This is a genomic window from Bacillus sp. SIMBA_005 (assembly GCF_046535585.1).
GTDB classification, from domain to species: domain Bacteria; phylum Bacillota; class Bacilli; order Bacillales; family Bacillaceae; genus Bacillus; species Bacillus pumilus.
Genome location: NZ_JAWRWI010000005.1, coordinates 242,447 through 262,167 on the forward strand (window position 1 = coordinate 242,447; position 19,721 = coordinate 262,167).

The 19,721-nt window shown below is 44.3% G+C and carries 18 protein-coding genes; 2 read left to right on the forward strand and 16 right to left on the reverse strand.

Annotated features, from left to right (window positions below):
- Nucleotides 1-158: 158 nt before the first annotated feature.
- Entirely contained in the window at nucleotides 159-1,574 is a 1,416-nt protein-coding gene (locus SB660_RS10660) for an amino acid permease (protein ID WP_061409664.1), read from the reverse strand.
- A gap of 106 nt (nucleotides 1,575-1,680) precedes the next feature.
- Nucleotides 1,681-2,874: an ornithine--oxo-acid transaminase gene (locus SB660_RS10665; RefSeq protein ID WP_410582464.1), complete on the reverse strand. Its 1,194-nt coding sequence runs from the start codon at nucleotides 2,872-2,874 to the stop codon at nucleotides 1,681-1,683.
- A 209-nt stretch (nucleotides 2,875-3,083) separates the two neighbouring features.
- Between SB660_RS10665 and SB660_RS10670 the strand changes: the two genes are divergently transcribed.
- Nucleotides 3,084-4,526 carry a sigma-54 interaction domain-containing protein gene (locus SB660_RS10670; protein WP_339163935.1) on the forward strand — a complete coding sequence of 481 codons (1,443 nt, stop codon included), beginning with the start codon at nucleotides 3,084-3,086 and terminating at the stop codon, nucleotides 4,524-4,526.
- A gap of 27 nt (nucleotides 4,527-4,553) precedes the next feature.
- Here the strand turns inward: SB660_RS10670 and SB660_RS10675 are convergent, their stop codons facing one another.
- Nucleotides 4,554-5,291: a FadR/GntR family transcriptional regulator gene (locus SB660_RS10675; protein WP_058013657.1), complete on the reverse strand. Its 738-nt coding sequence runs from the start codon at nucleotides 5,289-5,291 to the stop codon at nucleotides 4,554-4,556.
- A 171-nt stretch (nucleotides 5,292-5,462) separates the two neighbouring features.
- Complete coding sequence (gene rpoN / locus SB660_RS10680; protein WP_061409669.1) at nucleotides 5,463-6,761, reverse strand: RNA polymerase factor sigma-54; 1,299 nt, start codon at nucleotides 6,759-6,761, stop codon at nucleotides 5,463-5,465.
- A gap of 70 nt (nucleotides 6,762-6,831) precedes the next feature.
- Between rpoN and yvfG the strand changes: the two genes are divergently transcribed.
- On the forward strand, nucleotides 6,832-7,047 hold the full coding sequence (gene yvfG / locus SB660_RS10685) for a protein YvfG (RefSeq protein ID WP_058013655.1): 216 nt from the start codon (nucleotides 6,832-6,834) through the stop codon (nucleotides 7,045-7,047).
- Nucleotides 7,048-7,067: 20 nt separating this feature from the next.
- On the opposite strand, the gene SB660_RS10690 is transcribed toward yvfG, so the two are convergent.
- The 12 genes from SB660_RS10690 to SB660_RS10745 form a co-directional block, all read right to left on the reverse strand.
- A complete protein-coding gene (locus SB660_RS10690) occupies nucleotides 7,068-8,393 on the reverse strand; it encodes an MATE family efflux transporter (protein WP_061409671.1) in 1,326 nt (441 codons plus the stop codon).
- A 62-nt stretch (nucleotides 8,394-8,455) separates the two neighbouring features.
- Complete coding sequence (nikE, locus tag SB660_RS10695; protein WP_061409673.1) at nucleotides 8,456-9,271, reverse strand: nickel import ATP-binding protein NikE; 816 nt, start codon at nucleotides 9,269-9,271, stop codon at nucleotides 8,456-8,458.
- A gap of 13 nt (nucleotides 9,272-9,284) precedes the next feature.
- On the reverse strand, nucleotides 9,285-10,100 hold the full coding sequence (gene nikD, locus SB660_RS10700; RefSeq protein WP_410582468.1) for a nickel import ATP-binding protein NikD: 816 nt from the start codon (nucleotides 10,098-10,100) through the stop codon (nucleotides 9,285-9,287).
- Between the two features lie 4 nt (nucleotides 10,101-10,104).
- Nucleotides 10,105-10,938: a nickel ABC transporter permease subunit NikC gene (gene nikC / locus SB660_RS10705; RefSeq protein WP_323639384.1), complete on the reverse strand. Its 834-nt coding sequence runs from the start codon at nucleotides 10,936-10,938 to the stop codon at nucleotides 10,105-10,107.
- Entirely contained in the window at nucleotides 10,935-11,879 is a 945-nt protein-coding gene (nikB, locus tag SB660_RS10710; protein ID WP_061409677.1) for a nickel ABC transporter permease subunit NikB, read from the reverse strand. Before nikB ends, nikC begins: the two co-directional genes overlap by 4 nt.
- Nucleotides 11,880-11,897: 18 nt before the next feature.
- On the reverse strand, nucleotides 11,898-13,520 hold the full coding sequence (nikA, locus tag SB660_RS10715; protein ID WP_058013650.1) for a nickel ABC transporter substrate-binding protein: 1,623 nt from the start codon (nucleotides 13,518-13,520) through the stop codon (nucleotides 11,898-11,900).
- 150 nt (nucleotides 13,521-13,670) lie between these two features.
- A complete protein-coding gene (locus tag SB660_RS10720; protein WP_061410271.1) occupies nucleotides 13,671-14,849 on the reverse strand; it encodes a DegT/DnrJ/EryC1/StrS family aminotransferase in 1,179 nt (392 codons plus the stop codon).
- A complete protein-coding gene (locus SB660_RS10725) occupies nucleotides 14,849-15,535 on the reverse strand; it encodes an acetyltransferase (RefSeq protein ID WP_342498006.1) in 687 nt (228 codons plus the stop codon). Before SB660_RS10725 ends, SB660_RS10720 begins: the two co-directional genes overlap by 1 nt.
- Complete coding sequence (locus tag SB660_RS10730) at nucleotides 15,498-16,091, reverse strand: sugar transferase (RefSeq protein ID WP_081106472.1); 594 nt, start codon at nucleotides 16,089-16,091, stop codon at nucleotides 15,498-15,500. The genes SB660_RS10725 and SB660_RS10730 overlap by 38 nt, the downstream gene beginning before the upstream one ends.
- A gap of 20 nt (nucleotides 16,092-16,111) precedes the next feature.
- Nucleotides 16,112-17,626, reverse strand: a complete 1,515-nt coding sequence (locus SB660_RS10735; RefSeq protein ID WP_323639389.1) for an MATE family efflux transporter — start codon at nucleotides 17,624-17,626, stop codon at nucleotides 16,112-16,114.
- Nucleotides 17,627-17,654: 28 nt separating this feature from the next.
- Nucleotides 17,655-18,677 carry a polysaccharide pyruvyl transferase family protein gene (locus SB660_RS10740; RefSeq protein ID WP_410582471.1) on the reverse strand — a complete coding sequence of 341 codons (1,023 nt, stop codon included), beginning with the start codon at nucleotides 18,675-18,677 and terminating at the stop codon, nucleotides 17,655-17,657.
- Nucleotides 18,678-18,688: 11 nt separating this feature from the next.
- Nucleotides 18,689-19,711 (reverse strand): glycosyltransferase family 2 protein, encoded by a 1,023-nt coding sequence (locus SB660_RS10745; RefSeq protein WP_058013646.1) that lies wholly within the window; start codon nucleotides 19,709-19,711, stop codon nucleotides 18,689-18,691.
- Between the last annotated feature and the right edge of the window lie 10 nt (nucleotides 19,712-19,721).

Sequence of the window (19,721 nt, forward strand, 5' to 3'; positions counted from 1 at the left end):
ATAGACACATTTTCACCGATAACCTGCTTGTCATCAAGGTTCTTGCTATGATATTTCTTTTCAAAATATTTTATTTTCTTCTATATTGAATGAATTCATCCATGAAAGTGTGCATGCGTAAGAGGTCCGCATGCACATTTTTTGGTCTAGTCGGTCTTTTATGTTTTTGGGACTCCTTCCTCTTCGGCGAAACGCTTTGCCTCTTCTTTCGGTTTGATTTTGAGATAATAAATGATGTAGCAGGCTGCCATGAACGGAACGCCGCAATAAAGGCCAATCCGCTGATCCTCAATAAAGAATAGGCTGATGAGCACGATGCCAAATGCGGTGAAGCCTGCTAGTGGGACAAATGGATAAAGCGGCGTACGGAAAACAAGATCCTTTACATCTCCACCGTCTTTTATGAATTGTTTTCTAAAGAAATATTGAGACAAACAAATGGACATCCACACCACAACAAGAACCATTCCAGAAATTGAAATAAGCCACACATACACCGTTTTTGGCGCCACAACACTTGTGAGCAAAGATAGAGCGGATACACCCATTGTCACCAATAATGCATTGATTGGGATTTTACGCTTGGACAGCTTTTTCGTAAAGTCAGGTCCTTTCCCGTCCTTTGAAAGCGACCAGAGCATACGTGATGATGCATACAATCCAGAGTTTGCTACAGATAAGACAGCTGTGATAATAATAAAATTCATGATATCTGCAGCATATGGGATGCCGACCTTGTCCAGCACGACCACAAACGGACTGTCGACAGCGCCTGCTGTCTGCCATGGAAGAAGTGCGGCTAAAACCGCAATGGATAAAACGAAAAAGACCATTGTTCTCCAAATAATATTTCGTATTGATCGAGGCAATGTTTTTTCAGGGCTTTCACTCTCACCTGCTGCGATCCCTACAAGTTCTGTTCCTTGGAAGGAGAAATTGACGGTGACCATGGTTAATAAAATAGCAAAAACACCATTAGGAAATAGTCCGCCATGATCCGTCAAATGACGAAATAAAGGGGCTGGTTCTCCGCCTTTTAAATGGATCATTCCGAAAATTGCGCCAATTCCGATGATAATAAACAATAGGATGGCCGCAACCTTGATGGCTGAAAACCAAAACTCCGTTTCAGCGAAGCTGCGAGCAGAGATGGCATTCACGGCAAATAATATGACACTAAATGCTAGACACCAGAGCCAAACCGGGATATCTGGAAACCACCTTTGGAGCAATATGCCTGCTGATGTAAACTCCAGTCCAATCGTACACGCCCAGCTAAACCAATACAGCCAGCCGATCATAAAGCCTGTGGACGGGCCGATATATTTGGTTGCATATTCCTGAAAGGAACCCGCTGTCGGCATTGCCACTGCTAATTCTCCAAGACACAGCATGACCAAATACATTAAAAATCCGCCAATGATAAACGATAGAATGGCTCCCCCTGGTCCTGCCTGATGAATAATCAATCCTGATCCAAGGAAAAGGCCCGTACCGATGACGCCGCCTAAGGCAATCATAAAGAGATGTCTGCTTTTCATGGAACGCTCTAGTTCATTATGCTGTTCTTGCATCAAATCCACTTCCCCACTTTCCCTCTTCTATTCATCATCCTTTGACAAAATTCGCTGTTCATTGAAAAAGAAAGGGAGAAAGTGAAGCTTCCTCCCCCTTTGTCATTTAAGCTTGAAATAGTGCTTCAATATGACCAATCGCCCAGTCTAAATCTTCTTTTGAAATGGTCAGTGGTGGTGCAAAACGGATGACTGTTTCATGGGTTTCCTTACATAACAATCCTGCTTGCTTCAGCTTTTCACAATAAGGTCTAGCTGCCTCTGTCAGCTCCATGCCTATAAATAGTCCGCGGCCGCGCACTTCTTTAATCACAGGACTTTGAATGCGTGACAATTTGTCTTTGAAGTATTCGCCAAGTTCCATCGAGCGTGCTGCAAGCTTTTCGTCAATTAAAACATCCAGTGCTGCAAGCGACACCGCACACGCAAGAGGATTTCCTCCGAAGGTAGACCCATGAGAACCAGGGTTAAACACGCCTAAAATATCGCGGTTTGCTACAACACACGAGATTGGGAATACTCCGCCGCCTAAAGCTTTCCCAAGAATCAGCATATCTGGCTCAATGTCTTCCCAATCACACGCAAACATCTTACCTGTTCGTGCTAACCCCACTTGAATCTCATCCGCAATGAACAGCACATGTTCTTGTTCACAAAGCGCTTTGGCATCTTTCAAGAAACCTTCTGGCGGCATAACAATACCCGCTTCACCTTGAATCGGTTCAATGAGGAAAGCCGCTGTCTGTGGTGAGATCGCTTCACGTAATGCTTCAATATCTCCGTAAGGAATCAGCTTAATTCCAGGAAGCATTGGACCGAAACCTCTCTGGTATTCTGCTTCTGAGGAAAGAGACACAGCCGTCATCGTTCTCCCATGGAAATTGCCAACACATGCAATGATTTCTGCACGATTCTCTTCGATTCCCTTCACATCATAGCCCCAGCGTCTCGCTGCTTTTACAGCGGTTTCTACAGCCTCAGCACCTGTATTCATTGGGAGTGCCGTGTCTTTATTCGTCAGTTTGCAAATTTTTTCATACCAAGGACCAAGCTGATCATTATGAAAGGCTCTCGACGTGAGTGTCACGCGGTCTGCCTGTTTTTTTAGCGCTTCAATAATGAGGGGATGGCGATGTCCTTGGTTCACTGCGGAATACGCACTCAGCATATCCATATATCGATTACCTTCAGGGTCTGTCACCCACACCCCCTCAGCCTCTGAAATCACAATTGGCAACGGATGATAGTTTGCCGCTCCATATTGCTCTGTTTGTTGAATCAATTCATTTGTCTGTGTCATCATCTATTCCTCCTTCTGTAAGGTAGCTTTTTTCAATTGGGTTCATCTTCATCCATATGTTATGCAAGGATCGTGCCAACTTTCTGACCGCTTGATCACGGGGGGCTATCTCATTCATTCCGCAAAATTTATTTGCATGTGCCAAATTTTTTAGAGGAAACCGCAAAATTTTTCATGTAAAATAGAGGTAACGTCAGGAGGTGGCGCAAGTGAAAAAAGATCTGCATACCGCAAAGCTTGAAAATGAGATTGATTTATATAAACAAATGCTCGATTTAATTGATGTCGGGGTTCATGCAATTGACGAGAATGGACATACGGTTGTTTATAATAAAAAAATGATGGAGATCGAGTCTTTAAAACGCTCTGATGTTCTCCATAAAAATGTGCTCGATTTCTTCGCCTTTCAAGATGAGATGCACAGTACACTTGTCCAAGCGCTGCGTACCGGGAAACAAACTGTACATGCCAAGCAGACGTATCATAATTACAATGGAAAAGAAATTACAACGATTAACCATACATACCCGCTTGTTCGAGACGGTCTCATTCAAGGGGCTGTTGAAATTTCGAATGATGTGACCAAGCTGGAACGGCTGATTCATCACAATATGAAGAAGAAAGGAAGCACTCGCTTTACCTTCGACTCTATTATTGGACAAAGCCCTGCATTTTTAGAGGTGATTGAGCATGCGAAACGAGCGACACGCACCTCTTCTTATGTGCTCATTGTTGGCGAAACTGGGACTGGGAAAGAACTGTTTGCTCAAAGCATTCATAACGGCAGCAGCCGGGCATCTGGACCATTTATTACCCAAAATTGTGCCGCACTGCCTGATAATCTGATTGAAAGCCTGCTCTTTGGTACACAAAAAGGGGCTTTTACGGGGGCAGCTGATCAGCCTGGCTTATTTGAGCAGGCGCAAGGAGGAACCTTGCTTTTAGATGAGATCAATTCACTGAATCCTCATCTTCAAGCAAAACTACTGCGCGTCTTACAGGAGAAACGCGTGAGAAGGCTGGGCAGCACAAAGGAAATCGCTGTTGATGTAAGAGTGATTGCCAATATGAACGAGGACCCTGTGGATGCAATCGCAGGCGGTCGCATGCGCAAGGATTTATTTTATCGTCTCGGTATTGTCACCTTATTTATTCCGCCGCTTTCTGAGCGAAAAGAGGACATTCCTACGTTTGTGAATCATTTTATTCAAAAATATAATGAGCTGTTTCAAATGAAGGTGAAGGCGGCTGATGAAGAGGTACTTGCCCTTTTTAAGGCGTATGATTGGCCAGGCAATGTAAGAGAACTGGAGCATGTGATTGAGGCGGGGATGAATATGATGATGGATGAAGACGACTTAGGCATGCATCACCTTCCCTATCATTTTAGATTTAAGCACGGGGAAGGCCGTCCTAAGGCGCAATTGCAAACAAATTCTCTGCAGCAAACCGCAGCTGCTGACACCTTTGTGTATACAAGCCCTGAACAGACGACTGATTTCCAAACCCAAATGGAGCGGTTCGAAAAACAATACATCGTCCATTACTTAGAAAAAATGGACGATAATATTTCACAGACTGCAAAGTTATTGGGCATGAGCAGGCAAAGTCTGCAATATCGAATGAAAAAGCTACATATTTCTCTTCAATAATAGAGCTGTGCCATCATTCGGCACAGCTTATTGTGTATCTGACTGTTCTGCTGGGTTTTGCAGCACATCACCGAGCAGATTTTCTACATTTTTTAAATGCGTAAGCATCGCTTTCTCTGCTTCTTCTGGCTGCCTTGCCATGACGGCTTTGTAAATTTGTTCATGTTCTTCGTAAAGCTTCCGAATGGAGGCTTTCGTTGAGAATAACACGACTTTTCTCGTTTCCCGCATCGTTTCTACTAACAAGGTTGAGACTTGATTCATTAACACCTTTAGTACGTCATTCTTCGAGGCTTTGGCTAATGCAAGATGGAAGGTAAGATCTGCCTCTTCACCAATTTCTTCATGGGCTTCTGCCTGCCTCATTTGTTCGAGTGCTTCACGCAGCTGATGAAGGTCATCGTCCGTCCGAAACAGCGCCGCCTTTTTGACAGCACCTATTTCAATAATGGTTCTCACTTCAAGGAGCTGCCTGACATCATGCTGCTTCATTAAAAATGCAGGGGATAAAGAAAATGCGAGCTGTTCAGGATCGAACTGCTTCACATATGTGCCTTCCCCTTGTTTCATCTCTATTAATCCGATCGCTTTGAGAGCAGACAGTGCCTCTCTCACAGCGGAACGGCTGACTTGAAAGCTTTCTGAGAGCGCTTGAACCGAATCTAATTTTTCTCCCGGAAGAAGCTCACCAGTGCGAATGGATTCAATTAATGCATCCGCAATTTCTTCATATATTTTTTTGGTTTTGATTTGTTTATATTTCAATTGGTCTCACCTCATCACTGTTGTCTACCCTTATCGGCTCATGCCCTATCTTATACTTTACCCCAAAATTTCCGTTCACACGTCTCCCCGATTTAATTTTCAAAAAATCTTCTGTGTGCCTTGCTTCCAATTAAAAAAAGCACCTGCCATGTTTCTGGCAAGTACTTCTTTTTAATCATAGCGCTTCCGCAGTGTAGATGATGGAAGATTCATTTGTTCACGATATTTCGCAATGGTTCTGCGCGACACTCGGATGCCAAAGGTTTGCTGAAGCTGCGTCATCATTTGCTGATCTGAATACGGTTTTTTCTTATTTTCTGTTTGGATCAGCTCTGCGATGTACGTCTTGACTGTATAGCTGGACGCCTCTTCCAGCGAGGGTCCTTCTAGCTTTGCTTGGAAAAATTGTTTCATTTCCATGAGGCCATAAGGGGTTTGCACCATTTTCCCTTTCACTGTTCGGCTGACTGTGGACTCATGCACTTGCAATATATCTGCGATACGCTTCATCGTAAGCGGTTTCATTTTATGTTTCCCTGTAAGGAAAAAATCTGTCTGATGTAAGATAATCTCACGAACGACATGAGTCATCGTTTGTTTTCTTTGCTTCAACGCTTGGACTAGCCAATTGTACTGCTGCTCTTTTTCCTTTAAATACACATATGCTTCATGCCGCTTTTGGTCTTGCATCATGGCGAAGTATCCTTCATTCATTTCAACATCTGGGAAAGCGCGCTGATTCAGCTCAAATGTGATGTGGTCCTGCACGACAGTAATCGTCACATCCGGCTCTATATACACATGGTCTTCTTCGTATGAGAAATGGATGCCTGGTCTTGGCTCAAGCTGCGACACCTCATCTTGTACCGCTTGAAGTGTTTTCATAGAAATGCCTGTTTTCGCCGCAATTTCCTTCCATGCCTTTCTTGCAAAGAGAAAGAAGTGCTCATCGATGATCAGCTCGGCTTCATACCAGCGCTCCTTTTTTCTTCTCAGCTGAAGCAGGATGCATTCTTGTAAAGATCTTGCACCTATACCGGCAGGCTCTAGCGATTGAAGCTGATGAAGGACGGCTTCTACTTCTTCAGCTGACACCTTTAAGACAGCTGCCATCTCGTCAACCGGTTCATTTAAATAGCCATTGGAATCAATGGACTCGATCATAAAGTGAAAGATCCTTTGATTTTTTTCACTTAGATTCAAATCAATGGCTTGTTTCTTTAAATACATTTGCAGGCTTTCTTTTTGATGCGTTCGATACGGCTCTGTCATTCGGTCTTGAGATTTTTTATGATAAACTGGTTGATAGCTGTCCGTGTCTTTCCGCTCAATCAGAGGGTTCTCAAGCGCTAACTGGTCAAGATACTCGCCAAGCTCAGTGCTATTCAGCTGGAGCAATGTAATGGCCTGCCTGAGTTCTTGTGTGAGCACCTGCTTTAATACTTGTTCTTGTTGCAGATTAAGGCTCATTGTCTCCCCTCCCTCTCATCATTTTACATGAAGATTGACGGACCGTATATACGAAATAGGAGTGATTCCCATGTCTGAACTTTTTTCCGTTCCATACTTTGTTGACAACTTGAAACAGCACATCACCATGAATCAAAATGAAGACAAGATTCATGCGATGAATGCCTATTACCGCTCAGTGGTGTCAACGCTTGTACAAGATCAGCTGACCAAAAATGCTGTGGTTTTGAAGCGAATTCAACACCTTGATGAGGCGTATCAAAAGGTGAAAAAAGAAAGCGAATGAACGAACAAGAACACCCTTTGTCATGATGGCAAAGGGTGTTTTTCATTTGCGAAAAGCTTCTGATCGAGCCTTGATTTGTACATCATCAAAAAGCCAGACCGTCCGGTAGTATAGATGATAAAGGCAAACCATAGTCCGTGATTGTGCCAAATAGGCGTAACTGCTGCTTGAACAACGATAAACAAGATCATCGCAAACAGCATCGAATTTCTGACAGGGGCAATTTCTGTCGCACCTGTAAATACGCCGTATATGACCAAACCGAAACAAGCGGCAAACGGATAGAGAACGAGCCAGTCTGCATAGCCCAATGTCACATCTAGAAGACGCGGGAGATTTGTAAACAAGCCCAAGATCGGCTCTTTTAAGAGAAAATACAACGACGCAATGAGGCATGCCATGACAAGCGCCCACTGCCTCGAAAGGGTTAACGTTCTCTCATAAAGGGTGCGGTCATTTGCACCAACTGACCTGCCCACAAGGATGCTGGATGCATTGGCAAAACCATCGAACAAATAAGCCATGATGTAGTGAATTTGAAATAAGATGGCATTGGCCGCCAACATTTCTGTTCCAAAAGAAGCGCCTTTTGCTGTAAACATGTTAATCACGACAAGCAGACAAATCGTCCGAATAAACAAATCTTTATTCACATGAAACATTTTCTGCACTGCCCGTGTATCCATGATTTTCTTAATAGACGGCATCTGGAACCCGTTTTTTGAATGCTTCATGATGATCCATGCGCCTAGTACAAAAGCAGTTAATTCAGAGATCAATGTCGCGGCCGCCACCCCTTTAACTGCAAACGAAAACACATGAACAAGCAGAAGAGCAAGGACCATATTCATGACATTGATCAAGATTTGTAAAGAGAGGGCTTCCTTCATTTTTGCCATTCCCATCAGCCAGCCTAATATCACATAATTCATCAAGGTAAACGGTGCACCCCAAATCCGAATATGAAAGTAATCTGCTGCAAATTGCCGAACATCCGCAGCGGGAGAGATCACGAGAAAAGCAGATTGAATAATGGGCCATTGCAGGGCAATAAAACAAAGGCCGACAATGATGGCGATTAAAAATGGTCTCAGAAAAGCAAGTACACCCTGCTCTTCACTCTGCGCCCCGTTTGCCTGAGCGGCAAAAGCAGATGTACTCACCCGCAAAAAACCAAAGAGCCAATAGAGTGTACTGAAAATGAGACTGCCAACTGCGACGCCTCCAATATACGCGGGATTGGCAAGCTGACCAACAACGGCTGTATCAACAGCTCCAAGTAATGGTGTCGTCATCGTTGAGATGGTTAAAGGAATGGCTAAAGCTAAATACGCTCGATGGTTCACGATGCTACCTGCCTTTCATGAAAAATAGCCTCTTCTAAAAGAGGCATTGATGAAATGACGATTTATCGAACTGGTCTGCCAATCGTTCGGGACAAAGGATGGTCTGCCAGCATTGCCTCTCTCATCTTTTGCACCGCTTTCTCTTCTGATGAAAAGAAATCATCCTTTGATCGAAATTGTGCAACAAGTTCACCTTGATCTAATATCGCCAATTGATCACTTAAGTGATAGGCTGCCGTCATATCATGTGTAATAAATAAGTAAGCGACACCCAGTTCCTTCTTTAATTCTACTAATAAATCTAAAATGACACCCTGTGTGACCATATCTAAGCTGCTGACGGATTCATCCAGTACGACGAGCTTTGGCTGCAACAATAAGGCTCTTGCAATGTTGATCCTTTGCAGCTGGCCGCCGCTGAATTGATGCGGATATTTAGACAAGTCCTTTTCACTGAGCCCGACTCTTTCCAGCCAATGGATCAGCACGCTTTTGCGTTCTTTTCGGCTCATCGTTTCATAGTTTTCAAGCGGTTCGGATAAAATTTGTTCGACGGTCCACCTTGGATTCACCGCCGAGTATGAATCTTGAAACACCGCTTGCACATGCCGGCGATAATGTTTGCGTGTTCTTTGGTCTGCACAATATATATCCTGACCTTCAAAAAAAACCTGACCGGCTTTTGGCTTCTCTAGACCAAGTATGATACGGCCTAGCGTGCTTTTCCCTGCGCCGCTTTGCCCTAGCAATCCGACGCACGTGCCTTCTTCAACGAGCAAATTGACGCCGTTTAAGACTTGGTCTGCGCCTTTTTTTCTCATCAGAAACGACCGGCTGTTGTATGAATGACTAACTGCTTTCACTTCTAATAAATGCAATGGCCTTCTCACCTCAAATCGGACAAACAGCTGGGATGGATGGACGAGCTGCTAATAGTTTCTTTGTATAATCATGCTTTGGGTTTTCAAAAAGCTCAAGCACTTCTGCTTTTTCTACTATTTCTCCCTGCCTCATGACAACAACCTGATCTGCCATTTCTGCAATGACGCCAAGGTCGTGAGTAATGAGCAAAATGGCGGTTCCATACTCATGACGAATGTGGTTCAGATGCTCAAGCACCAGCTTCTGCGTGTGTACATCTAAAGCAGTTGTTGGTTCATCTGCTATGAGGAGAGGCGGGTGCATACAGGCAGCCATGGCAATCATGACACGCTGCAGCATGCCGCCGCTTAGTTCAAAGGGATACTTGTTTAACAACTTGTCTGGCTGCGGCAGATTCATTTGCGCTAGCGCATCCATTGCCTTCGCTTTTGCCTGCCTTTTACTGACAGAGGTGTGCTGGCGGATGGTTTCAATCAGCTGATGACCGATCGTCCATACTGGCGTAAAGCTGTTCATTGGATTTTGCATAATATATGAGATGTCCTTGCCCCGAATAGACCGCATATCCCTTTCACTCAGACCGATCAATTCTCGTCCTTTTAATGTGATGCTGCCAGTAACATCCGTTGTTTTCTGGTCAAGCATATGTAAGATTGACATACTTGTCACCGTTTTCCCGCAGCCGCTCTCACCTATTAATCCAACGATTTGACCTCGCCCTACTTCAAACGATACGTCCTGAATAAGAGAGGTTGTCCCATGAGGCGTTTTCGACTGCACATGCAGGTTCTCTATTTGTAAAATGGACTCTTGCACATTGATCATTCCTTTACACACGGCGTTTGATACCATATTTCTCTGAAAGGGCTTCTCCTAGTAAATTAAAGAGGACGACGACAGCCATGATGACAAGACCTGGATAGAGCATCAACTGAGGATTCGTTTGAATATACGACTTCCCTTCATGGATCATCGCTCCCCATTCAGGCATAGGAGGCTGAACGCCTAATCCGAGAAAGGACATTGCTGAAATGTCCATAATCGCCCAGCCCATTTCAAGTGTGCCAATGACCGCCAGTGGCGGCAGGACATTTGGAATCATATGCTTTTTCATGATGTTCCAGTGGGATGTCCCGCTAATTTTCGCAGCGGCAATAAAGTTCTGTTCTTTTAAACTCAGCACCATTCCTCGGAAGACGCGAGCATAGTATACCCATTGCACAAGCATCAAGGCCAGCACGACTTGAGAAAGTCCAGGACCGAAGATGCCGACTAATCCAAGGATCAGCACCAGGTTCGGGAATGCCATGATTCCGTCGCAGAATCTCATTAAGACGTGATCGACCCAGCCGCCTTTGTAACCTGACAACAAACCAACGATTAACCCAATCAATAAAGAAGAGAGAAAGATTAATAACGCACAGCCTAGCGAAACACGTGCCCCATATAAAATTCGGGATAAATTGCATCGGCCTAATTGATCTGTCCCAAGAGGATATTCCCACGAAGACCCCTTTAGCTTCATCGCTAGATTGACAGCCGCCGGATCATGTGGAGCGATCCACGGTGCACATATTGTCACAATCAGCAATAGACCAAGGAGCACCACGCAGATCGAGATCATCTTTTGATGAGAGAAGAGATATTTTCCTTTTGTCATCATGACTGGCGGCCTTCCTTTCTGGAAATACGGGGGTCAATGATCAGCTGAAGTAAGTCCACAATCAAGCTGCTCAAGATAAAGATACCTGCTGCCATGAGGACATAGAATTGAATGACCGGCAGATCCCGGTTAAAGATTGCTTCAATAAAGAAGCGCCCAAACCCTGGCCATGAAAAAACAGCCTCTACGATAATAGTTCCTGTCAGCAGCTTGCCAAGATTCACCCCAAGCCCTGTCAGCATTGGCGATATCGCGATTCTCAATACATGCTTGAACATGATTGACCGTTCCTTTAATCCTCTAATTCTCGCATATTGAACAAACGGCTCTTGAAGCACCTCACTCACACTTGAGCGTAATAGCCTTGTATACATTGCAATTAAAGGGACAGCCAGTGTGACCGATGGCAGAATGAGATGCTCCCATGTTCCCACCCCTTCAACCGGTAGAAGATCGAGCTTCACTGAAAAAAAGAAGATGAGCAAATACCCCAAGACAAATGTCGGGATCGATGCTCCTAAGAAAGAAATGAGCCGGCTCACATGATCAACGATGCCATTTTTCCTCATACCGCTGAAAAAGCCGAGTGGAATGCTGACACAGATAGCAATCAGCAGGCTAGTCAGCGCCAATTGAATCGTCGCTGGTATTCTATACATCACCTCATTGAGCACAGGCTGGTTAGACATATATGACTTGCCAAAATCAAGATGAATGACTTTTTCAATGGTGTGAAGATACTGCATATAAAACGGTTGGTCTAAACCAAATTCACTTCGTTTTTGCGCTAATATTTCATCCGTTGGCTGGATATGAGCCGCTGCTAAATATGCCTCAGCCGGGTCAACTGGCGAAAGGTGAATCATACCAGTCGTGAAAAGAGTGGCTAATAAAAATACAGGGATGATTGATAGCATGCGTTTGACGATATAGCGGCCCATTTCCTAACCTTCCTTCTATTACTTCAGCTTAATACCTGTGAATGGATGTTCATCGCGATTTGCTGGGAACTCAAAGTCCTTCACATTTTTTTGATAAACGGCTGTCTTTTTAAAATAAGAGATTGGCACAATTGCGCCTTGATCCTGTAATGAAGATAAGACAGACGAATAAAGTGCTTTTCGTTTGTTTTCATTGGTTGTTGATGGAATTTCGCTCATTTCTTTGATCAGCTTGTCCTTATTTGGATAGGCTGAGATGGCTTCTTTGAATCCAAAACCATCTGATGAGACGACGTTCATAAATGTATGCGGATCATATGGTGCTCCGTAGTTGCTAAAGAAGTTCATATCAAACTTGTTGGCTTTAAAGCGCTGCACCTGTGTTGCCAGCTCTACACCTTCAAGTTTGACGCCAACGCCAATGGCACCCCATTCTGCTTGAAGCGTCTCAGCCATCGCTTTTTGAATCGATTCTGCTGAATCATACATCATACTAAATTCAAGCGTTTTTCCATCTTTTTCACGAACGGTTTTTCCTTTTGGAAGTGTCCAGCCTGCTTCATCCAGTAATGCTTTCGCTTTGTCTACATCATATTGGAACGGCTTCACATGAATATCAGATGTGTAAGGCATGTTGGTCGGCAATATGTGATCTGCTTCATCCTCTAAGCCAGAGGTGACACCCTCTACCATTGATTTCTTATTGATCGCATATTGAAGGGCATGTCGCACTTTCTCATCTGACAGCTGATCGACTTTTGTATTCATGACAAGCTGTCTCGTTGCTACAGGCTCTGACATTTTTGTTTCATACTTACCGCTCGCCTCTAACTGTTTGTAGGCATCTAGGCTAATGGTACCTTCTCCGTAAAGGACATCTACATCACCTTTTTCAAATGCCATGACTCTCGTTTCCGCATCTGGGATGACCTTGACTTTGATTTCTTTGACCTTTGGCTTTTCTCCCCAATAATGTTCATTTCGTTCGAAAATGGCATAGTCATCTTTTTGATATGTTTTTAATACCCAAGGGCCTGTCCCCACTGGTTTTTCAATTCCTTTTGACGTATCTCCGTTTTTAGGGAAGCCTGCTTCGCCTAAGAAACGAACCGGGCGGACAACGGCTAATTCTTGAACAGTTGGATAATATGGCTCTGTTAATGTGAGTTGAAACGTTTTCTTGTCTACTGCTTCTGTCTTTTTGATTTTTTTTATCACACCTAACCAGCTATGTATGTCCTTGTTTTTTAAGATGGAATCAAAGTTCTTTTTCACAATGTTTGCATTAAACTCAGATCCATCTGAAAATGTCACATTGTCTCTTAGATGGAACGTGTACACCTTGCCATCCTTTGACACATCCCATGATTTCGCTAATTCAGGTTTTAGCTTTCCATTCTTTTGATAGCTGACCAATGGCTCATAAATCATTGATTGCGCGAACAGTTGTGATGGGTTGTATACGTGCGGATTCATTTCGCCAATATCTCTCGGCCAGGCCATCGTGATCATGTCAGGATGATCCTTATCTCCACCTGCTCCATTGTTTGCTTGAGAGCAGCCTACTAATAAAAAGATAAGCAGGAAAGGGATGACTGTATTTATTTTAATTTTCGGAAAAAAATGGATGCAAATCGACATAAGATGTTCCTCCTAATTGATGCTGATAATCATTTTCATTTTAAGGAGGAAGGTCCCCGTTGTCAATAACATATTTAAATCGAATCGGCAATACTTATTCCTATTTATTCCACTAATTGATGAATTTGATAAAAAAGAGAGGCAGGCTGCTTACGAGTGAGCAGCCTGTGAAGAGGTGAATGTTTTTTCTCGCAGGGCATGACGAATTATGTCAATGATACGATCCTGTTCAGCTTCTGTCATACTTGTTCCAGAGGGGAGACAAAGCCCTGATTCAAATAACAACTCAGATACGGGGGTGCCTTTCGCAGCTGAATAAAATGGACAATCACGAAAGAGCGGCTGCTGGTGCAGCGGCTTCCATACACGCCTTGCTTCAATCTGTTCTTTTTCTAGTGCAGCAATGATGTCCACTGGAGACGTTTGCTTATCACAATCAATCGTCAATGTCGTCAGCCAGCGGTTGGACTTGGTGTTTTGATATTCTGGCATGAAATAAAGCCCCTCAACATGAGATAACGCATCCTGATAACGCCTGAAAATGCGGCGCTTTTGTTCAACACGCTCGTCCAGTATTTCCATTTGAGCGATCCCGACGCCTGCTAGCAGGTTGCTCATGCGATAGTTGTATCCTATCTCTTGATGCTCATAATGCATCGCGCGTTCTCTAGCCTGTGAAGCGAGAAAGCGGCAGCGTTCGATCGCAGCTTCATCATCACTCACAAGCATTCCGCCGCCTGATGTTGTAATGATTTTATTTCCATTAAACGAATAGACACCGAACCTGCCCATTGAGCCGCTTTTTTTTCCTTTATAAAGAGCGCCTAACGATTCAGCCGCATCCTCAATGACTGGTACATCATATGCTTCACATAACGCCAAGATCTCGTCCATTTTTGCGCTTTGTCCATATAAATGCACGACAATGACAGCACGGGGCATTTTTCCAAGTCGTTTTGATTCCACAAAGGCTTTCTCTAAAGCAAGCGGACACATATTCCATGTATCCCTTTCAGAATCAATAAAAACGGGTGTGGCTTGTTCGTATAAAATCGGATTTGCAGTTGCCACAAATGTGAGGGTGGAACAAAAGACAATGTCCCCTTTTTCAACGCCAATCAGCTTTAATGCGAGGTGAATGGCTGCTGTTCCAGAAGATAGAGCCGCTCCTGCATTCACTCCTGCATAGCGCGCAACTGCCTGCTCAAATTCATTCACAAGAGGTCCAAGCGGTGCAATCCAGTTACTTTTGAAAGCTTCCTCTATTTTCAAATACTCTTTTCCGCTCATATGCGGTGGTGATAAGTAAATTCGTTTCCTTTCTTGCATCATCTCCCGCCCTCTCTCCGATCTTTGATTTCTATTGCAGGAATGCCTACAGCGACTTTCTGATCGTCAATATCTCTTGTTACTGCGGCTCCTGCGCCAATGATTGTCCAGCTTCCGATCGATGTCCCGGGTATCACAACAGCACCTGCCCCAATATGTGTACCCATTCGTACCGACACACAGCCAGTTAACACTGCTCCCGGTGATAGATGGACAAACGATTCGAGTATACAGTCATGCTCTATGATAGATCCTGTGTTGATAATCGCATGTTCACCGATTGCTGCATCTGCTTGAACTACTGCCGTTGCCATCACGACACTCCCCCTTCCAATGACCGCTGATGGACTTACGACCGCCCGTGGATGGATGAGTGTGGCAAATGCCGTGTTTTCAAAAGAGAGGCGTTCCTTTACTAACTGTCTGCTCTCATTTTGTCCGATCGCAATCAGCCATTTCATATGTGGCATTGCCTCTCTCAGCTTTTGACTCATGGAGATCGGTCCATACAAGATACTGCTTTGAGTGACTGCCTCTTCAAATTGATCATCTAATACAGCACATAATGAGTAATCGGGATGGGCAGCAATCATGTCTTGAATGACTTTGCTATGCCCACCAGCCCCAATTAAACCAATTGGTTGCTCTTTATATATCGGTTCCTTTGAATTTTTCAGCTGTGGCATGATGCGGCTGCTGCACCCCCTCTGTTTTGATGACTTTCAGCAAGGTCATCCATAAAATTTTCATATCAAGCCAAAATGATTGATGCTCGACATACCAGAGATCATAGGTGAATTTTTCCTCCCAGGAGATCGTGTTCCTTCCATTCACCTGTGCCCATCCAGTAATGCCAGGCTTGACAAGATGGCGCCTTGCTTGCTCCTCTGTATACATCGGCAAATATTCCATCAGAAGCGGCCTTGGTCCAACGAGACTGAGCTCTCCTTTTAGAACATTGACTAGCTGCGGCAATTCATCAAGACTGAGCTTGCGAATCAATGCGCCCGTCTTAGTTAATCGTAGATGATCTGGCAGGAGCACCCCGTGCTCGTCGCGTTCATCGGTCATCGTCCGAAATTTATATAGCATAAATGGCCGGCCGTACAGACCAGGCCGCTTCTGCCGAAACAACACAGGCGTCCCAATTTTCCACCGAATCAGTCCATAAAGCACAAGAAAAAGAAGACTGCCTGCGATGAGCAGCGTCAATGCCACCACCACATCTAACATTCTTTTCATCATGAAATCTCCTTTTCTCACTAGCGGGAAACAGCTTGTTTTACCTTACGCACCAGCTGCTGCCGCTCTCGTTTTGTTCCTGCAAATTGATACAAGTAGCCCATATAGAGAAAGAAACATAGACCCCCAATACAAAACAGCTCCCACCAGGACGTCACGTCATAAATCGCTTGAATTCCTGCACAGACGCCCCAAATCATGAGCGCTCCTGCAAGTGGAACCATCGTATGTTTGTAAAAGATGGTGCGTTTCTGATTCGTGATGCGGGCCGTATAAAATGGCAGAAACACGATATTTTTGATCAATAAAACAATCGCTCCTGCTGATGCAATGCCGTATAAACCAAGCTGAAGCGTATGCGTCAATCCATAGGCAAAAAGCACATTGGATACACCTAATATGAGCGTGACCACTGCCGGAACCTTCAATCGATTAAAAGCGGTCGGGACATATGTCAGCGGTAAAAACATCAAGGTTAAGCATAAATAAGCAGCATGAATCATGAGGAGCCATTTCAGCTCTTCAAAGGCAGGTCCAAGCCACAAAAGCATGAGCGGACCGGCAAGTCCTCCTAGCAGAGCCGCTGGAAACGCGACAAATAACCCGCTCCACTTAATGGCACTTGCTGCATATCGGATGAGACCCTCTTCATCTTGATTTGAGTAAAATTTCGTAATCGTTGGGGCAAACACAACCGCCAATGTTCCTGCTAGTGTGCGTAATAATAATGGAAATTGTAATATCGCCGCATACTGTCCCGTCGCTTCCGCTCCAATGAGCAGATTCGTCATCAATAAATCAATTTGTAAAAATAGCAAAATCCCCATTTGCTCAAAAGAATGCCAGACCCCTGATCGAACAAGTGTGAGACTAGAAGATAGTGAAACGTGCCGCCACTTAAACGAAAACCAAGGGATGAGTTTTTTAAAATAATAGATACCAATTCCCATAGCCGCCAAGCTTCCTATCACAGCCGCAAGTGGAATATGCCAGATGGCGGGTGCCGTCCATGTAAACAGCAGCACAATCATCAGTGCCCTCAAAAACATCTGAATGGCCTGACCAATACTTGATACATATAACTTATTCGCATAAAACGGCGCAGCCCCAATGCCGGACATGACAAAATTGAGCATAAATAAAAGACCCCCTAATATAAAGGCGGTCTGTGTGTCCTTTGCGAGATCATCAGGCACATGAAGCCACTCTACCAGCTGGCGGGACATGAAGAGACAAAACAGAAAAAGACTGATTGATAAAAAAATGGAACTGACGAAATAAGATGAGAGATAGCGCTGCGCCTTCTCCATTTCCCCTTTATGAGCCGCCACAGAAAAAAAACGCACCACCACAGCACTTAATGAAGCCGTAATAACCGATAAATAGTTGATCATATTTTGCGTCAGATGGATTAAGCCGAATGCTTCCACTCCAAGTGTATGAACGATATACGGTGTTAAACATACAGACATAAGCATCATCAAGACAAACGTCATGATGTTTGCACTGGCATTGTAAAGAAACGCTCGATTCATTTTGATTTCACGCAGCGTGTAAAATCCTTCATCCAGCTTCCTCTCCCTTTTGTCCGCTCGTTTTCATCATCTGATGAATCGCCTCTTTCACAGACGCCTCATTCGGTTCTTTCAATAGCGTCAAAAACGGAAGATGGGCCACCCATTCATACCCTTCCATCACCTTATGATCAAATGACCTGAGGACAACACACGGTGTTTGCGTAATCGCACAAAAAATCATGCCGTGAAGCCGGTCTGTCACGACGACCTGTGCCTTACTTAACTCTGCCCATAAAGCAGATAATTCATCTAAGCGAGTCGTTCGATCAACTCGTTTGCCAATTGTCGTAGTGATCAAACCGACTTGATCATACGTCTCTTGAATATGCTGCTTTAGCTGCCGCCGCTCCTTTTCAGTGAGATATGCTTCCTTATCCTCTCGCAAACAAAGAAGAACCCCTTCACGTTTTTGTTCCTTAGTCGATTCATCTAATGTGAGCACCATATCAGGCTGTTTCCACACTTCTTGATCAGGGAAGTGCTGCTTCATCCAATTGTAGGTTGTTTGATCTCTTGCCATGAGAAGCAGTCTTGGATGGTGTTTGTATGTTTGAATGGCGCGGCGTTCCTCTCTTTTTCCTCTCTTTGTTTCTGTAAAATGGGCAGTGGCCGGCAATTGAATCACTGGATAGGACTTGAAAGTTTTCATAATAAATTGTCTCGTCCATTCTTCATAACGGTATAAGTCCCCCATATTGCCCCCACCAATGATACAGACGATGTCTTCCGGATGCCGCATACGCTTTAACGGACGGGCGAGGCGATAGATCTCTTTCATGTCCACTTCCATAATGTCATAGGCGGGAAAGTGCTCTTTTAAAAAACAATAACTCGCATAGGCAATCGCATGATCCCCTAAATTATCATGTCCTGGCAGCAGCGTGAGAATGATTTTCTTCTGATGACTCCGCTCTGGCAGGCGTTGGCGGCTCAGTCGATATTCAAGTGGATATTTCACCTTTAAGAGCAGCCACTCTGCGGCGTGTGCCTTCAATTGCTGCAATGTCAATCTCTTCACCCCTATTTCCTTGTTTGATATTCGATCCATTTTTGATAGCTTGAAGCGGCGGCAGAAAGCGGATAGACCAGCCGGCACTTCGCAAGGAATAAAATCATTCGCTTTCGAGCAGTGAGCTTCGATGGTTCCACTTGTTTGACGGCATGCTGAAAAGCTTCGTGTGTCACCATTTCCCGCATGTGATCAAGCTTTTCCCGAAGAGAGAGTGCATTTTGGCTCTTCCATTCGTTGAGCATACAATGAAGGGTGTGATTGACAATAAAAAAATCAAGTGCCTTCTCATACAGAGAGATGTCATCATATTCTGTCAAAAACAAGCGCTGCGCATGATAAAAGGTTAGACCATGATGAAAATACTGCTTTTGATATCGCTGCACAATAGAAGATAGATGAACCCGGTAGTAATAAAGAGGTTCATGAACAAAGGCAATGCCGCGAGCTAAAGAAAAACAGCGCAGCGTCACATATTGATCTTCTATGTTCTCAAGTTCCCCCCGAAGCGGAAATCGAATGTGATGTTCTTCGATAAAGGCACGCCTATACAGCTTATTCCATGAGAACCCCGTCATGTCTCCGTGCAATAACGCTTCAATTAAACTCGTTTTTTCGGAAGACCGCTCGGCTAACAGCGTCGTTGGTATGGTTCGCTTTGACTGTTCAAATTGAATCCAGTACTCACTGATTACTAGATCTGCGCCGGTCATTTCAGCTTTTTCATACAAGGCTTCGCAGTAATGAGGCGCGAGAATATCATCTGAATCAATAAAGGCAATATACGTGCCCTTTGCTTCTTCGATGCCCCGGTTCCTCACAGCGCCTAACCCTTGATTGGTTTGATGAATGACCCGAAACCGCTGATCTTGCTCAGCAAATGCTTCAAGATATTCTCCGCTGTGATCTGTAGATCCATCATTCACAAGAATGACCTCTATATCTGAAAAACTTTGATCTGCAATTGATTGAAGGCATTGCTCCACATATTGACTTGTATTGTAGACTGCGACCAATAGACTGATAGCTGGCATTACAACATGC

Excerpts from the sequence above, each read along its gene's own strand:
- nikC (WP_323639384.1), bottom strand. The coding sequence starts at position 10,938 with ATGATGACAAAAGGAAAATATCTCTTCTCTCATCAAAAGATGATCTCG.
- SB660_RS10735 (WP_323639389.1), bottom strand. The coding sequence starts at position 17,626 with ATGAATCGAGCGTTTCTTTACAATGCCAGTGCAAACATCATGACGTTT.
- SB660_RS10725 (WP_342498006.1), bottom strand. The coding sequence starts at position 15,535 with ATGCCACAGCTGAAAAATTCAAAGGAACCGATATATAAAGAGCAACCA.
- nikA (WP_058013650.1), bottom strand. The coding sequence starts at position 13,520 with ATGTCGATTTGCATCCATTTTTTTCCGAAAATTAAAATAAATACAGTC.
- SB660_RS10730 (WP_081106472.1), bottom strand. The coding sequence starts at position 16,091 with ATGAAAAGAATGTTAGATGTGGTGGTGGCATTGACGCTGCTCATCGCA.
- nikB (WP_061409677.1), bottom strand. The coding sequence starts at position 11,879 with ATGGGCCGCTATATCGTCAAACGCATGCTATCAATCATCCCTGTATTT.
- SB660_RS10665 (WP_410582464.1), bottom strand. The coding sequence starts at position 2,874 with ATGACACAGACAAATGAATTGATTCAACAAACAGAGCAATATGGAGCG.
- SB660_RS10745 (WP_058013646.1), bottom strand. The coding sequence starts at position 19,711 with ATGCCAGCTATCAGTCTATTGGTCGCAGTCTACAATACAAGTCAATAT.
- SB660_RS10660 (WP_061409664.1), bottom strand. The coding sequence starts at position 1,574 with ATGCAAGAACAGCATAATGAACTAGAGCGTTCCATGAAAAGCAGACAT.
- nikD (WP_410582468.1), bottom strand. The coding sequence starts at position 10,100 with ATGATCAATGTGCAAGAGTCCATTTTACAAATAGAGAACCTGCATGTG.
- yvfG (WP_058013655.1), top strand. The coding sequence starts at position 6,832 with ATGTCTGAACTTTTTTCCGTTCCATACTTTGTTGACAACTTGAAACAG.
- SB660_RS10720 (WP_061410271.1), bottom strand. The coding sequence starts at position 14,849 with ATGCAAGAAAGGAAACGAATTTACTTATCACCACCGCATATGAGCGGA.
- rpoN (WP_061409669.1), bottom strand. The coding sequence starts at position 6,761 with ATGAGCCTTAATCTGCAACAAGAACAAGTATTAAAGCAGGTGCTCACA.